General features: G+C 59.2%; 14 protein-coding genes. 7 read left to right on the forward strand and 7 right to left on the reverse strand.

Going from position 1 to position 15523, the window contains the following annotated elements:
• The first annotated feature begins 15 nt into the window (after positions 1 to 15).
• Positions 16 to 1437, forward strand: a complete 1422-nt coding sequence (gene sseA / locus ACIK7D_RS01900; RefSeq protein WP_400155489.1) for a 3-mercaptopyruvate sulfurtransferase — start codon at positions 16 to 18, stop codon at positions 1435 to 1437.
• A 288-nt stretch (positions 1438 to 1725) separates the two neighbouring features.
• Here sseA and ACIK7D_RS01905 read toward each other — a convergent pair whose 3' ends face one another.
• Positions 1726 to 2613 carry a DUF4344 domain-containing metallopeptidase gene (locus ACIK7D_RS01905; protein ID WP_400155490.1) on the reverse strand — a complete coding sequence of 296 codons (888 nt, stop codon included), beginning with the start codon at positions 2611 to 2613 and terminating at the stop codon, positions 1726 to 1728.
• A gap of 164 nt (positions 2614 to 2777) precedes the next feature.
• Here ACIK7D_RS01905 and ACIK7D_RS01910 point away from each other — a divergent pair, with 164 nt between their 5' ends.
• From ACIK7D_RS01910 to ACIK7D_RS01920, 3 genes are all read left to right on the forward strand, one after another.
• Positions 2778 to 3245, forward strand: a complete 468-nt coding sequence (locus tag ACIK7D_RS01910; RefSeq protein ID WP_400155491.1) for a DUF1203 domain-containing protein — start codon at positions 2778 to 2780, stop codon at positions 3243 to 3245.
• 97 nt (positions 3246 to 3342) lie between these two features.
• The gene (locus tag ACIK7D_RS01915; RefSeq protein WP_003502271.1) at positions 3343 to 3678 is read left to right on the forward strand and encodes a PilZ domain-containing protein; all 336 of its coding nucleotides are present in this window, start codon (positions 3343 to 3345) and stop codon (positions 3676 to 3678) included.
• Between the two features lie 207 nt (positions 3679 to 3885).
• Positions 3886 to 5874 carry a bifunctional 2',3'-cyclic-nucleotide 2'-phosphodiesterase/3'-nucleotidase gene (locus tag ACIK7D_RS01920; RefSeq protein WP_137003324.1) on the forward strand — a complete coding sequence of 663 codons (1989 nt, stop codon included), beginning with the start codon at positions 3886 to 3888 and terminating at the stop codon, positions 5872 to 5874.
• A 43-nt stretch (positions 5875 to 5917) separates the two neighbouring features.
• On the opposite strand, the gene ACIK7D_RS01925 is transcribed toward ACIK7D_RS01920, so the two are convergent.
• Together ACIK7D_RS01925 and ACIK7D_RS01930 are read right to left on the reverse strand one after the other, a co-directional pair.
• Positions 5918 to 6460: a DUF2087 domain-containing protein gene (locus ACIK7D_RS01925; RefSeq protein WP_400155492.1), complete on the reverse strand. Its 543-nt coding sequence runs from the start codon at positions 6458 to 6460 to the stop codon at positions 5918 to 5920.
• Between the two features lie 290 nt (positions 6461 to 6750).
• Positions 6751 to 7719: a LysR family transcriptional regulator gene (locus ACIK7D_RS01930; RefSeq protein WP_080817223.1), complete on the reverse strand. Its 969-nt coding sequence runs from the start codon at positions 7717 to 7719 to the stop codon at positions 6751 to 6753.
• A 149-nt stretch (positions 7720 to 7868) separates the two neighbouring features.
• On the opposite strand from ACIK7D_RS01930, the gene ACIK7D_RS01935 reads away from it, so the two are divergent.
• Positions 7869 to 8486 carry an FMN-dependent NADH-azoreductase gene (locus tag ACIK7D_RS01935; protein WP_003521585.1) on the forward strand — a complete coding sequence of 206 codons (618 nt, stop codon included), beginning with the start codon at positions 7869 to 7871 and terminating at the stop codon, positions 8484 to 8486.
• A gap of 33 nt (positions 8487 to 8519) precedes the next feature.
• Here the strand turns inward: ACIK7D_RS01935 and ACIK7D_RS01940 are convergent, their stop codons facing one another.
• The 3 genes from ACIK7D_RS01940 to ilvA form a co-directional block, all read right to left on the reverse strand.
• The gene (locus ACIK7D_RS01940) at positions 8520 to 9785 is read right to left on the reverse strand and encodes a diguanylate cyclase (protein WP_400155493.1); all 1266 of its coding nucleotides are present in this window, start codon (positions 9783 to 9785) and stop codon (positions 8520 to 8522) included.
• Positions 9786 to 9902: 117 nt separating this feature from the next.
• Positions 9903 to 10214 (reverse strand): HlyU family transcriptional regulator, encoded by a 312-nt coding sequence (locus ACIK7D_RS01945; protein WP_400155494.1) that lies wholly within the window; start codon positions 10212 to 10214, stop codon positions 9903 to 9905.
• A 70-nt stretch (positions 10215 to 10284) separates the two neighbouring features.
• A complete protein-coding gene (gene ilvA, locus ACIK7D_RS01950; RefSeq protein WP_400155495.1) occupies positions 10285 to 11559 on the reverse strand; it encodes a threonine ammonia-lyase in 1275 nt (424 codons plus the stop codon).
• Positions 11560 to 11639: 80 nt separating this feature from the next.
• Between ilvA and ACIK7D_RS01955 the strand changes: the two genes are divergently transcribed.
• Positions 11640 to 13097: a TrkH family potassium uptake protein gene (locus ACIK7D_RS01955; RefSeq protein WP_020811121.1), complete on the forward strand. Its 1458-nt coding sequence runs from the start codon at positions 11640 to 11642 to the stop codon at positions 13095 to 13097.
• A 106-nt stretch (positions 13098 to 13203) separates the two neighbouring features.
• Positions 13204 to 13458 (forward strand): heavy-metal-associated domain-containing protein, encoded by a 255-nt coding sequence (locus ACIK7D_RS01960; RefSeq protein ID WP_003521591.1) that lies wholly within the window; start codon positions 13204 to 13206, stop codon positions 13456 to 13458.
• A gap of 393 nt (positions 13459 to 13851) precedes the next feature.
• Here the strand turns inward: ACIK7D_RS01960 and ACIK7D_RS01965 are convergent, their stop codons facing one another.
• Positions 13852 to 15345: an ABC transporter substrate-binding protein gene (locus tag ACIK7D_RS01965; protein WP_400155496.1), complete on the reverse strand. Its 1494-nt coding sequence runs from the start codon at positions 15343 to 15345 to the stop codon at positions 13852 to 13854.
• Positions 15346 to 15523: the final 178 nt, after the last annotated feature.

Consider the following 15523-nt stretch of genomic DNA (forward strand, 5'->3'; position numbering starts at 1 on the left):
ATTGGGAGAGACATCGTGAGCACGGATAAGAGCCGTTTCGTCGTTTCGGCGGACTGGGTGGAAAAGCAGCTCGGCACGGCCGGGTTTCGTGTCGTTGATGCCTCCTGGTATCTGCCGGCGCACAAGCGCAACGGTGCGGAAGAATATGCGGCGGGTCACCTGCCCGGTGCGGTATTCTTCGATCAGGACAAGATCGCCGATCATACCACCGGCCTGCCGCATTCCCTGCCCTCGCCGGAATCCTTTGCGGAACAGGCCGGCGCGCTTGGCCTCAGCGATACAGATACGATCGTGGTTTATGACGGCCCCGGTTTCTTTTCCGCGCCGCGTGTGTGGTGGATGCTGCGGGTGATGGGCGTGCGCAAGGCCTATGTGCTGGATGGTGGCCTTGATGGCTGGAAACGCGAAGGCCGGCCGCTCGAAACCGGCACGCCGGAAATCGAGCCGGCAACCTTCACGCCTGATTTCAACGAGAAGCGCGTAACCTCGCTTGATGCCATGCGCGGCATCCTCGACAGCGGCGAAAAACAGATTGCCGATGCCCGTGGCGCCGGACGCTTTACCGGCGACGAGGCCGAGCCGCGTGCCGGCATGCGTTCCGGCCACATGCCCGGCGCACGCAGCCTGCCCGCGACGGCTTTTTCTGAAAACGGTCACTTCAAGGACCTCACCGCCATCCGCAAGATGGTGACCGATGCCGGTATCGATCTTTCGAAGCCCGTCGTCACCAGTTGCGGCTCGGGCGTCACCGCCGCCGTCATTACGCTGGCGCTGGAATCGCTCGGTCACAAGGATAATTCGCTTTATGACGGCTCATGGTCGGAATGGGGCGGATTGCAGGATACGCCGGTGGTTACCGGTCCGGCGGATGCAATCCCCACATTGTCGCACGGACCGCTGAAGGCGCATGTGACGCAGCTGGAAATGACGGCTCCGCAGAAGGTCAGCCTGCCGATCCCCGTGAACATCCAGACAGCGCTGATGCGGGTCAACAATATTCCCCTGCATTTCTACCGCTATCTTTACTGGCGGGTGGGGAAACGCTGGCACTGGCAAAAGCGCATGCGCATGAGCGATGCGGAGCTTTCCGCCATCCTGCGCGATCCGAAAAACAGCGTCACGGTTCTTTATATGAACGGTGCGCCCGCCGGTTTCTTCGAACTGAACAAGGCGAGCGACGAGGTGACCGAGCTGTCCTATTTCGGGCTGCTGGAAGAGGCGATCGGTGCAGGCGTCGGCAAGTGGTTCCTGTTGCAGGCGCTTTACGCCGCCTGGCAGGACAATCCGCAACGGGTGACGGTGAGCACCAACACGCTCGACCATCCGCGCGCGCTGCAGCTTTACCAGATGATGGGCTTTTCGCCCGTCGGCACCTATGAGGCCTGGGTGGAGCCGCTTGCCGATACCGAGCTTCTGGAGATATCGCTGCGCAACTGAGGGGCGCCGGTTCACCAGTCTCATTCCCATGCTTGTTCACAGAAATGACGGCGGAAGGGGACGCAGCACTCACGCTTTGTCGATAGTCAGATGGGTAGCGCCCTCGCCGGCCACGGTTCCCGTGCAGCGATAACCAAGTGCAGGCGAATCCATCCCTTCGAAAAGTTGCTCTCTTCTCGCTCCGCGCCGTGTCCGTCAGGCGAGATGGCGAAATTGCGAACGACAATCTTCGGCACGGCACTCTCCTCCCATCGGGAAGCCATATTGCCAACGTCGGCAATCCAGCCCTCAGATTTCCCGTTCCAGATTAACGGCGGCCGTCGGGATTTGCCCGCCGGCAGCGCCCTTGTCTTCGGTGACGGTGTTCAGGAGGTGATCGGCAATCAGTTCCGCCTGGAACTTGCCGAGTTCATAGCAATAGGTGATCTCGCGCTTTTCCGACGACCAGTAGACGTCGGGACGGCCGCAGGATTTGGCCGTCAACTTGACGTCGCCCTTCAGGCCATAGCTGCTAAAACTGCGGCTGATGAGATCGAGAACCTTCGATTCCTTGATCATGATGGCGTAGGGCTCAAGTTCCGGGTCGCGCGGCGGCACGTAGCTGACGGAAAATCTGGAAGACGTCTGGCTGCGGTGGGAGCTCAGAAAATTCTCCCAGGCCGAAGCGACGCCCGGATAGGCGGTGGCGCATTTGTCGAATTCGGCATTGTTGAGCCCCATCATGGCGGCCAGATCGCCATAACCGTCCTTGTCGCGGCCGACCATCAGGCAGGCCATGTTGCGATCGCGGCTCCTGTCGGGCACCAGCGCGGAGAAGACCGGGGCTTCGTGCTCAGGCAAAGTCTCCGCCTCACGCGCCAGATACCAGCTGTCCGTGGCATTGACGAGCGCGGTGTCGAGCCATTCCTCGTTGGCCTGGAGGATGAGCGTGCCAGCCAGTTGATCGGCCGGGGCCTGCACACTTGCCGTGTCCGCCGTTCCGAAATCCGAGATCAACATGCGCGCGCCCTCGTGATAAAGCGAGAAGATCGCATTGCCGATGACGAAATTGACCGCCTGCTGAAGCTGTTCGTCGGACAGGCCATCGAGACCGGAGGCGACCTGCGCCTCGGCCTCAAGCGGAGCCGTCAACGAAACGAAAGCCAGCGGAACGGCGGCCAGAAAACGACGGAACATAAAATCAGACCTTCCGGGAACGAGGAGCGTCACTGATTCCCGAAGCTAACGAGTCACGCAATGGGCTGGTTGCATCGCCTGTCAAGAATCGGGTGGATAGTGATCCGTTTCGGGACCATAGCTGCAAAGAAGCAACGCCGATCCCAACCCAGGAGGTCTCCACCATGAACGATCTCGTTTTCACTGCAATGCCGGCCAAGCAAGCCGAAGCCTACCGGGCGGGAGCCGCCGACGCCTATGGCAATCCGCCGGAAAAGGCCGTTTCTCCCGGCGACATGCCCTGTCGCCACTGCCTGCGTCAGATCGGCGAAGGCGAAGGGATGCTGATCCTCGCCTATCGGCCCTTTCCCTCGCTGCAGCCCTATGCGGAAACGGGGCCGGTGTTTCTGCATGCCGACGCCTGTGAGCGCTACCCGCAGACGCAGGCCATTCCGCCGATGCTGGACAGCCCCGATTACATCGTGCGCGGTTATGGAGCCGATGACCGCATCGTCTACGGCACCGGCGCGGTAACGGCGACAGACGAGATCGTTTCGCGCGCGCGGCACCTTCTGGAACGCGCGGATGTCGCTTATGTGCATGTGCGCTCCGCCCGCAATAATTGCTATCAGTGCCGTATCGACACAGCATAATCGGCAATTACATGCAATTTTAAGAGAAGAACTAAATGGCTCTCAAGTTTTCCGCGCCATGATGCAGGTATCGGAAACAATTGATTTGAGCAGCAAAATGACAAACAACCTCAATATGGCGACACGGACCGCGCCCCGCAGCAAGACCAGGATTTTTGCGACCGTGCATTATTTCAGCCAGTCGACCAGAGGGCGTGTGGTCGATCTTTCCGCCACCGGAATGGCGCTCGAGCTGGATGGGCCTTTCGCCGCCGCCAAGGGCAGCCGGGTCAAGGTGCAGAGTGAGGATCTCGGCTTCATCGAGGGCGTCGTGCAATGGCAGCACATGAACCGCCTCGGCCTGCAGCTCAAGCTTTCCACCAACACGCTGGCGCAGCTCTCCTCCTATTTCCGCTTCTTCCACGAGGAAGTGAAACCGACGCTGGCCCGCTGATCCTGAGCGCAGCAATGCACAGAACGTAGGATGCGCATTCTCCGGTGCGGCGACACCTGCGCCGCACTCCCGTGATAAAAAATTTATCAAACGGTTGAAAACCGGCCCATCTGTCACGGGCCTGTCATTTTGGTGATGGACTCCTCTGCGATTGCTTCTACCCTGTCAATTTTCAAGACAGAGCAAGCTTCATCCGAAGGAGTTCCCATGTCGTCGCTTCTCGCTCTCCATCCCATTACCCGGCGTTCGCTACTGGGCGGCATCGCAGCCTCCTCGGCGCTGGTGATGCTGCACCCTTTTGCTGCGCGTGCGGCGGCCAACCAGGCGCATCTGCGCATCATGGAAACGACCGATATCCATGTTCACGTCTTTCCGTATGATTATTACGCCGACAAGCCGAACGACACGATGGGACTGGCGCGCACCGCCTCAATCATAGACACCATCCGCGCCGAAGCCGGAAACTCGATGCTGGTGGACAATGGCGACTTCCTGCAGGGCAATCCGCTCGGCGACTATATCGCCTATGAGCGCGGCATGAAGGCCGGCGACAAGCACCCCGTGATCAACGCCATGAACGTGCTGGGTTACGATTGCGGCACGCTCGGCAACCATGAATTCAATTACGGTCTCGACTATATGTCGAACACGCTGGCGGGTGCGGGTTTCCCTTACGTCTGCGCCAACCTCACCAAGGGCCAGCTTGCTTCCGATCCGAAGAACGACGAGCTGTTCTTCAAGCCCTATGTCATTCTGGAAAAGCAGATCCGCGACGGCGGCGGCGTGACGAGCCCGGTCAAGGTCGGCATTATCGGCTTCGTGCCGCCGCAGATCATGATGTGGGATTCCAAGAACCTCGAGGGCAAGGCGCAGACGCGCGATATCGTCGAGGCGGCAAAAGCCTGGGTTCCGGTCATGAAGGAGGAAGGTGCGGATATCGTCATCGCCCTTTCCCATTCCGGTATCGACGGCAAGGGCCAGACCGAGCGCATGGAAAACGCCTCGCTTTATCTGGCGGGTGTCGAAGGCATCGACGCGATCTTCACCGGCCACCAGCATCTGGTTTTCCCCGGTCCGAAGACCTGGGACGGCATCGAGGGTGCGGATGCGGTCAAGGGCACGCTGATGGGCAAGCCGGCGGTCATGGCCGGTTTCTGGGGTTCGCATATGGGCCTCATCGACCTGCTGCTCGAAAAGGACGGCAAGAGCTGGAAGATCGTCGACTTCACCTCCGAAGCGCGGCCGATCTACCACCGCGACGAAAACCGCAAGGTCGTCGCCGACTTCACGGACAAGGCGGAAGTCCTCGCCGCCGCCAAGGCCGATCACGAGGCGGCCCTTGCCTATGTGCGCCGTCCCGTCGGCAAGACCTCCGCGCCGCTCTATTCCTATTTCGCGCTGGTGGCCGACGATCCTTCCGTGCAGATCGTCTCCAATGCCCAGACCTGGTACATCAAGGACATGCTGAAGGAAGGGCAATACAAGGATCTGCCCGTGCTTTCGGCGGCAGCCCCCTTCAAGTCCGGCGGTCGCGGCGGTGCGGATTATTATACCGATGTCCCCGCCGGTGACATCGCCATCAAGAACGTCGCCGATCTTTACCTCTACCCCAACACGGTGCAGGCGGTGCTGATCAACGGCGCGCAGGTGAAGAACTGGCTGGAAATGTCGGCCGGCATGTTCAACACGGTCGAGGCCGGTGCAAAGGATGCGCCGCTGCTGAATGCGGACTTCCCGTCCTATAATTTCGATGTCATCGACGGCGTCACCTATCAGATCGATATTTCCAAACCGGCGAAATTCGACAAGGACGGCAAGGCCGTCAACCCGGACAGCAACCGCATCGTCAACCTGCAATTTGAAGGCAAGCCGATCGATCCCGAGCAGAAATTCGTGGTGGCGACCAATAATTACCGGGCGAGCGGCGGCGGCAAATTCCCCGATATCGCCGGCGACAAGGTGATCTTCGTGGCCCCCGACACCAACCGCGACGTGATCGTGCGCTATATCATCGATCAGGGCACCATCAACCCGTCTGCGGATGCCAACTGGTCCTTCGCGCCGGTGGCCAATACCACGGCGATCTTCGAGACCGGCCCCAAGGGCCGCCACTATGCGGCCGATATCAAGGGCGCGAAGATCGAGGATGCCGGCGACGGCGCGGAAGGTTTCGCGAAGTTCCGTCTGGTTCTTTGACGACCGTACCCTCCCGGCGGCTTATCGTCGGGAGGGCACTTCCCTATTCGCGCCCACCGAGCGCTCGCAGCAGAAGCGGCAGTTCCAATGGCGGTTTCTGTTCGATGCGCCGATAATCGCTGCCATCGCGGTTACGGCGGATGAGCCTCAGGCCGACCATGTCGCGCCTCAGCATGGCCGCATCCCCGAACAGGTGCAGGCTATCCAGAAAGCTGCTGAATTCGCGCTCTGAAAAGCTCCGCCCGGCGGGAATTTTCGCCCATAGATACCAGAGGCACAGTTCCTGCTGCGAGCGGCGGGCCGGCCATTGCATCAGCCGGCCGGCGGCGTCGAAGACACGAACGGTCTTCAGCACCCTGCTCTCATTAACTGCCGGCAGCATCTCTGGCCGGGATGATCCGCTGCCATCGGATGGCTCGCGTGAGGCTCGCAATTGCTGGAAATTTCGGAACCCGGCAGCCCGGCTCAGAAGATTGAGCATCTCCACATGGCTTGGCTTTCGGTCCAGCCTGCCGATCTGTTCGCGGACGGATTTGGCGAAAGTCGAGAGGTCGGCGATATCAATGGAAAGGATCGAACGTGGCATGACTTACCCTCAAGTGCCATTCCGAAAAGGTGTCGCTGATCGCCGGCTTCCGACATGGCACGGGATAAGTGCTGTCAAACTTTAAAAATGCAGGTTTAGCTTCCCTTGCGGGACGGCGATGCCTCGGTGAACTGCTGACCGTGATTTAGGTATAGGCAGGCGACCTGCCCACGTCAATTGGCCCTGCTGGCATAGCGCCGAGGTTGCCGAGGGTTTCTTCTCCCCGCCGAGGAGAGGAAACGCGCGGCACCCTCTCGCTTCACATGCAATTCTCACGACTTCAGCCAATGTCACTCAGCGGCGACAGAAATGGTCCTCTGCTTGTTCGCCGCAAGCATCCCGTTGAAATCCTTATGGTTCGGACAGGCAGAGAGGCGTTGCTGAAATGCTTCGGCAAGCCATTGGCCGGCGGGACCTGCGGGTGAATCGACCCGCCGCAGCGCAAAAAGCGGATATTCGCCCTGCTCATAGGCCTCGAGTTCAAGCGCCTTGAGGCTGCCATTGGTGATGTCGTTACGGACGATCGATGCGGGCAGACCGCCCCAACCCAGACCGCCCTTGATGAGCTGGTATTTTGTGGCGATGTCGCTGACCCGCCATGTCTTGTAGGAAAGGACATTAAAATCGCGGCCCTTGGTCAGGCCGGATGCATCGGTGACGACAAGCTGAACCTCCTCGCGCACATCGGCAAGGCCCAGCGGCCGCTCGATCTGCGCGAGCGGGTGATCCGACGCAACGACCGGCAACATGAAGGAATGGCCGACCTTTTCGACGACGAGTTCATCGTCCTGTCGCAGCATCGCCCCACCGATGCCAATACCTGCCTTGCGGGAGAGCACCATCTCCATGACCATGCCCAGCTCGCCGACATTGAGGCTGAGGGTGACGGTTGGGAATTGCTGGCGAAAATCCCTCAGCACGGCCACCATGGCCTCCGCCGGCACCATGGTGCTGATGGCGACCGAGAGTTCCGCCTCAAGCCCCTGCTTCAGCCCCTTGGCGCGGGCGCGCATCTCCTGCAGGCCGGCGACGATGCGCCTTGCATCCTCCAGCATGGCGCGGCCTTCATCCGTCAGCTTCGGCTGGCGCACGCCGCTGCGCTCGAACAGCGTCACTTCAAGCTGCGCCTCGAGATTGGCGATGGTGTAGCTGACCACCGACTGGGCGCGATTGAGCGCCCGTGACGCGGCGGAAAAACTGCCGGTCTCGGCAACCGTCAAAAACACCTGCAATTGATCGAGCGTCGGGTTCGCGTCCATGTCCCATCCATTTCATCGATAGATTGCTTCCACATTATCACAGTTTTCTTGATGGCAGTAATTTTTCATATAGAGCGCAAAGGAAGGGCATCGTGCTCTCCCGCCCTCCCAAGGCGCCCGTCAATTCATCGCATATGCAAGGAAAGACCATGTCCAACATTCTTCTCATCACCTCCAGCCCGCGTGGCGACGAATCGGTTTCGAACAAGTTTGCCGGTGAACTCGCAAACAAGCTGAAGGCCAAGTCGGCTTCCAACACCCTTGTCCACCGCGATCTCGCTGCTGACCCAATCCCGCATCTCGACACCGTCAAGACCGCCGCCATCCGCAAGGCGCCCGACCAGCGCACCGCCGAAGAAGCGGTTGCCGCCGATTATTCCGACAAGCTGGTAACCGAGCTTCTGGCCGCCGATACCGTCGTCATCGGTACCGGCCTGATCAATTTCAACATTTATTCCGGCCTGAAGTCGTGGATCGACAATGTCGCCCGCGCCGGCCAGACCTTCAAATACACCGAAACCGGCCCGGTCGGCCTCGCCACCGGCAAGAAGGTCTACATCGTTCTGGCCGCTGCCGGCGTTTACTCCGAAGGTCCGGCCGTATCGATGAACCATGCCGTCCCTTACCTGAAGACCGTTCTCGGCTTCATGGGCATGACCGATGTGGAAGTGATCTATGTCGAAGGCCTGGCATTCGGTCCGGAAGCCGTTGAAAAGGCTGTGGCCGCCGCTGAAGCCAAGGTTGCCGAGCTGGCGCAGGCCGCTTAAGCCGATTTGATTGAGGCTGATACCGAAAAGGTGTCAGCCGACCCACATTCCGTAACGGCCGTGGACCTGGTCCCGGCCGTTATTTTTTGCCGCGTAGAGCCGCGAGTCGGCCTCCGACAAGAGTGCACGGAAAAGCTGTCCATCCTCGAAAGCGGTGGCGACGCCGATACTGACGGTCAGCGGCGAACCGTCCGGTCGCTGCAGGTCCGCAAGGATCGCGGCCCGGAGACTGTCCGAAAATGCCAGCGCCGTTTCATGCGCCATCGCCGGCAGGAGGGCCACGAATTCCTCGCCGCCGAAGCGGTAGAGATGTCCCAGCGGCTGCACGGCACGCTTCAGGACGGCGGCGAATTCCCGCAAGATCTCATCGCCCTGCAGGTGCCCGAACGTATCGTTGACGGTCTTGAAATGATCGATATCGACAATCAGCACGCTGACCGGCCGCTTTTTCTCCAGGCATTCCACGACGACGGAGGGCGCATCGAGCTCCATGCGGGCGCGGTCCGATACGCCGGTCAGCATATCGCGTCCGGAGCGGGACAGAAGCTCCTCGTAACGTTCCCTGAAAGTGAGATCGTTGAAGACATCGGCAACGCTGCGGCGTGTCAGAAAGCGGCCCTTGGCCGATGTCAGCCAGAGATAGGTGGCAAACAGCAGCGAATAGATGCCGACTGCCGCCATCTTCGCCTTCCAGCCATCGTAAAAGACATCGAGAGGTGCGTTGAACAACAATCGCAGCGCCCCATAAAAACCCGCCTGATCAAAGCTCAGGATAACGACGCCGCAGATCGCGAAGCGCAGCACGATATGGCGCTGCAGATAACGCCCCAGCTTTTCGTAAAACAGGATGATGGCGATGGCGTCGATATAAAGCAGGCTGGTTCCCCAGACCATCAGGACGCCCATCTCATCCAGAAATGCGGTGCTGACCGATTGCCCGGGAACGATCGCCACCGTCTGGTGGAAACGGATGATCTGCGCCATGGTGACGGTCACTATATTGCCGAGAAACAGGCCGTAGATCGGCTGTCGAACGACCGCCGCGTCCTCCCGCATATAGAGCATGAGGATCATCATCAGCTTGCCGGCAAAAAGGATCGAGGAGCCGGGCGACGCCACACCGAAAGGCAGCTGCACGTAAAAGACGGCCGCCAGATAGGTCTCCAGAAAATGCATGACACCCAGCGCGGTGAGAAAAACACCGATGCCAAGAATATGCCGGTAATGAAGGAATGCCGTCATTACCGAAAAATAGACGATGGCCTCCGTCAGAAAGAGGGCCAGATTTGCCCATTGCATCGGCACATGCCCTATCGATCCACATCGCGCGGGTTGATTGGCGCGACTCCATGCTCTCTAGAGACGATAGGCCGAAGCAAACAACGGAATGTTAATATCCGCGGCAAGAATGCGTCATCATTTTCCTGGGAAGAGCGACGCGCCGTTCTGGTCGATGATGAGCTTTGCCTTGCGGATCGTGAACTCCACCGCATCGTCCATGCTGGTGAAGACGTCGGCGCGCACGAATTCATGTACCAGCACTTCATCGCCGGCCTTTTTTTCGATGCGGCCCGCCAGGCGGAACTGGCCGCCTTCCTTGATCGGCGTCGCATAGATCAGATACTCGCCATGCGCATGCGGCTCCGCCTGGGCGACCTTCTGCGGCGCGTCGGAGGACGGCTGGCCGGAGCCGAAGGCCGAGAGGATTTTGGAAAAAAACGATGCCATGGCTTTCACTCCCTCAATCTGTGTCAGTTTTGAAGGGCGGAGGTCATCCGCCCTTCCCTGCCTCTTCCGATCAGATGATCAGGTTCGACAGGATGTCGTTTTCGGTGATGTCTTCATAACCGAGACCGGCCGCCTCGAAGCGCTCCAGCAGGCCCGCGAAATTTTCCTTCGCGCTGGTTTCGATGCCGATCAGGATCGAACCAAAATTGCGGGCCGATTTCTTCAGATATTCGAAACGGGCGATATCGTCATCCGGGCCGAGCAGGTTGAGGAAATCGCGCAGCGCGCCGGGGCGCTGCGGCAGGCGCAGGATGAAGTATTTCTTCACGCCCGTGTAACGCATGGCGCGTTCCTTCACATCCGGAAGGCGCTCGAAATCGAAATTGCCGCCGGAAACCACGGCGATGACCGTCTTGCCTTCCAGCCTCTCGCGGCCGAGCTTTTCCAGCGCGGCAATCGCCAGCGCGCCGGCCGGCTCCAGCACCACGCCTTCGAGGTTCAGCATCTCGATGATCGTCACGCAGATGGCGTTTTCCGGGATGAGCATGACCTGTTCGGCCGGAAAATCCTTCAGGGCATTGAAATTCAGGTCGCCGATACGGGCGACGGCGGCGCCGTCGACGAAATTATCGACCTTGTTCAGCGTCACCGGTTCGCCGCGCTCGAGGCTTTTCTTCAGGCTCGGCGCACCTTCCGGCTCGCAGAACACGAAGTTCTCCTTGCTAACCGTGCCGGCCAGAAAGCCCGAAAGACCGGCAGAAAGACCGCCGCCGCCAACGGGCATGACGACGATATCCGGCTTTGTGCCTTCCGGAAGCTGATCCATGATTTCGGCGGCGACAGTCGCCTGGCCCTCGATGATGTCCTCATGATCGAAGGGCGGCACCATGTAGCCGTCATTGTCCTGCACATGCTGGCGCGCGGCGGCGTAACACTGGTCGAATATATCGCCCACCAGACGGATGCTGATGAATTCGCCGCCGAAGATGCGGGTCTTTTCGATCTTTTGCTGCGGTGTCGTCACCGGCATGAAAACAACACCGTGAACACCGAAATGACGGCAGGCGAAAGCAAAGCCCTGCGCATGGTTGCCGGCCGAAGCGCAGACGAAAACCTTGCCCTTGCCAGCCTTGGCCACCGCCTTGCGCAGGAAGTTGAATGCACCTCTAATCTTGTAGGAACGAACCGGGGACAGATCCTCACGCTTCAGCCAAATCGACGCGCCATACCGACGGCTGAGATGTTCATTCAACTGCAACGGCGTTTCCGGGAATATTTCCCGCACTTCTCGCCGCGCTGCTTCCACAAGCTGCTTGTCCACGATAGTCAATCCATTGAAATTCATAATGGCACCCGCTATGCCATAGGAAGGCGTCCGAGACAAAGACTCATTTCAGCGCGGCAACAAACTCCGGGTTTCATTTCTTGAACAGCAACCTTCTGCGCTCGGTCATATATGTGGCGTCCATCTTCGGGCTTTACATGGCGACGGCCATGTTCCTGCCGGCGCTCACCGATCTTTATTACGGCAATGACGACTGGATGGTGTTTGCGCTGTCGGGTTTCATGTGCGGGGGCTTTGCGCTTGCCTGCGCGCTGGCGACGCGCGGGCCGATTGCGGCCTTCAACAAACGTTTCGGCTTTCTGCTCGTCAACCTGCTCTGGCTGGTGTTTTCCATCGTCGGCGCGGTTCCGCTTTACCTGTCCGAACTCAACCTGACGCTCGGCCAGGCCCTGTTCGAATCCGTTTCCGCGATTACGACGACGGGATCGACAGCCATTGCCGGTCTCGACAACGCGCCGCAGGGCATCCTTCTCTGGCGTTCGCTGCTGTGCTGGCTCGGCGGTATCGGTATCGTGGCGCTTGGCCTCTTCATCCTGCCGCTGCTGCGCGTCGGCGGCATGACCTTCTTCCGCATGGAATCTTCCGATACCGGCAACGACCGGCCTTTTGCGCGGCTGGCGAGCTTCACGCGGGCTTTCGTGGCGATTTACATCATCATGACGCTTGCCTGTACGATCGCTTACGATTTTGCCGGCATGTCGCATTTCGATGCGCTGAACCATGCCATGTCGACGGTCGCGACCGGCGGTTTTTCCACCCATGACGCGTCTTTCGCCTATTTCGACAATACGGCGCTGCTGTGGATCGCCACCATCTTCCTGATCTTCGGCAGCCTGCCCTTCTCTGTCATGATCCTGCTTGCCGTGCGCCGCCGGCTGGAAACGCTGCGTGACCCGCAGATCGCCGTCTTCCTCGGTTATCTCTGTGCGATCTCGATTGCGGTCGGCGTCTACCATCATTTCAGGAACGGCGTGCCGCTGGATGACGCACTCAGCCATTCCTTCTTCAATATGACCTCGATCCTTTCGACCGGTGGCTTTGCCAGCGACGATTATACGCTCTGGGGGCCTTTCGTCGTCGTCGTCGCGTTTTTCGCAACCTTCATGGGCGGCTGTTCCGGCTCGACGGCGGGCGGTATCAAGGCCTATCGTTTTCTCATCATGTTCAACGTGGTGCGCGCCGGGCTGAAGAAGCTGATCTATCCGAACGCGGTCTATTCGGTGCGTTACGGCCAGCAGGTGGTCGATCCCGATACGATCCGGACGATCTTCCTGTTCGTCAGCTGCTTCATCGCGCTGTGGATCGCCGGCAGCCTTGCCATGAGCCTGATGGGTTACGATTTCCTGACCGCCACCTCGGCGGTTGCGACCTCGCTCGCCAATGTCGGACCCGGCATCGGCCCGATCATCGGCCCGGCGGGTAATTTCTCCACCATCAGCGATCCCGCGCTTTATCTCCTCTCGGTCCTGATGCTGCTCGGACGTCTGGAAATCCTGACGGTTCTGGTGCTGCTGATGCCGATCTTCTGGCGCAGCTGATGTCGCGGCAGACTTGTTGAGCGCCAGCGAATAAAGCGCTTGACCTTCCCACGTTGGAATAGTTCAGGCTCCTCCTGTTAGAATTCCAAACCATGGAGAACCGCCTATGTGCACCGCTCACCAGCATCACGCCGAAACCACCACGGCGCCGGTTGATGCAGACCTTTCTTTTCACGTTGAAGACATGACCTGCGGTCACTGCGCCGGAGTGATCAAGGGCGCGATCGAAAAGACCGTTCCCGGCGCTGCCGTGCATGCCGATCCGGCAAGCCGCACGGTTGTGGTCGGCGGCGTCTCCGATGCGGCACGTATTGCCGAAATCATCACCGCTGCAGGCTATACGCCGGAAGCACGCGCCTGATCCGAAGAGATACCGGCGGCGCTTCATCCCTGCAGCCGCCGGATCGCCCCACCTGCCCCGCTTCACGCTGAATTATGTGACGGGTTATGGACGGCATCCGTCCCTCTTTCCTCCCGGATGGCGAACGCCTCTCCCTTTCGATCAGGGATGACGGAGGAGATTTTTTTCCAGTTTAATGAAGCGAATCATCCACATGCCGTCACACCGGCCTTGTGAACCTGTCTAACCCCTTCCGGTGGATCAAGGCACGATATTTATCGTATTCGTGACGTTCCCCGCCTTCGTCATTCCGGATCAGGGCCGGAATGACGGGGAGAGGTTCAAGGGCCTTATCACAAAAAAGACCCGGCTCCTGCGAGCCGGGTCCCTCTCAATCAGTACCATCGCACCAACTTACTTTGTCGCGAGATCCTTGGTCATGACAAAATAGTTCAGCGGATGCGGCTTGTAGTTTTCGAGCTTGGCCGAATAGGCATCGAACACGGTTTCGTGGATGAGGAAGACGGAGACGGCTTCGTCATAGATCTTCTTCGCCGCTTCGCCGTAAATGGCGTAACGCTTGGTGGGTTCGCCCGCCGCATAGGCGGATTTGATCAGCTTGTCCGTCTCCGCATTGCAATAATGCGAGATATTGTAGCTGCCGCCGCAGGTGTAGTCGGCATTCAGGAAACCGGCCGGTTCAGCGACATCGGTGGCGTAACCGCGAGACAGGAGCGCCATGTCGAAGTTGCCGGCCAGCATATCGGGCTCGATGGCGCTGTAATCGGCAACACGGACATCGGCCTTGATGCCGATTTCCTGCAACTGCGCCTGAATGATCGCCGCGACGTCCTTGAGTTCGGTCTTTGCGGTATAGGCAAGGAGCGTCACCTTCAGGCTGCCGGGTGCAACGCCGGCCTCTTTCAGCAGATCCTTGGCTTTTTCCACGTCATAGGCGGGTTTGGTTTCCTTTGCAGCCCATGGCTCGCCGGCAGCAAAAGGCATGGTCGCGCCCTTGACGACGCCTTCATAGATACTCTCGGCGATACCACCCGTATCGATGGCGGCCTGGATCGCCTGGCGCACCTTGATATTGTTGAAAGGCGGCTTTGAATTGTTCAGCAGCAACTCGGTGATACGCGGCGACGGGATCGGCGCGACCTTGACGCCATCGGTGGATTCGATGGTCTTGACCGTCCATGGCGGCACGAGCCGCGAAACCTGCGCTTCCCCGGTTCGGACCTGGGTGGCGCGTGTGTCGGCATCGGGCACGAAATTGACACGGCCGCCGGAAAGTTTCGGCATGCCGCCCCAATAGTCGTGATTGGCCGTCAGAACCATATGCTGGCTGGGATCGACCTCGGTGATCTTGAAAGGTCCGGTGCAGGTTCCGATGGGATCGACCTTGCCGTCCTTATAGGCGGATGGAGCAAGGATGGAGGTGGCGGGGCTTGCCATCTGCGCCGGCAGCAGCACGGAGGGCTCGATCGTCGTGATCTTCACCACGTCATCGCCGCCAGCTTCGACGGCGGCAATCAGCTTTGGAGAGAAGGCACGGGCGGGCACGGGTGCTTTTAAGAGATTACTGAGTGCATTGACCGCGGCCTTGGCATCGAGCGGTTCGCCGTTCTGGAACTTGACGCCCTTGCGCAGCTTGAATTCCCACACCTTGGGATCAGACTGCTTCCAGGACTCGGCGAGGCTTGGCTCCAGCTTCATGTCATAACCGACACGCACCAGGCTTTCGAAACAACCCGCACGCGAGCCGAGATAGGCATCGTCGGAAGCCATCTGCCAGCCGGTCTTCACACCGAAATTATCGTCATAGGTAATCGTGGCGGCCTCTGCCGCATGCGTTCCAAACGAAACCACAATGGCGCATGACGCCAAAAGTGCGTGCTTCATCATAGAATATTCCCCTTTTATTTTTGATGACAACGCTCACAATTCGTATATTTTCACGAAATTTCACTCAATCATTACAAAGGCAATAAGAATACCCTATGGATATCTCTCGATAATCCATTCGAATATTATTTATTTTACGTTTTGTAATCGGAATTTTATTCCGATATTAATCCGCAAA

It is taken from the genome of Agrobacterium sp. P15N1-A, assembly GCF_044626815.1.
In the GTDB taxonomy this organism is placed as follows: domain Bacteria; phylum Pseudomonadota; class Alphaproteobacteria; order Rhizobiales; family Rhizobiaceae; genus Agrobacterium; species Agrobacterium leguminum.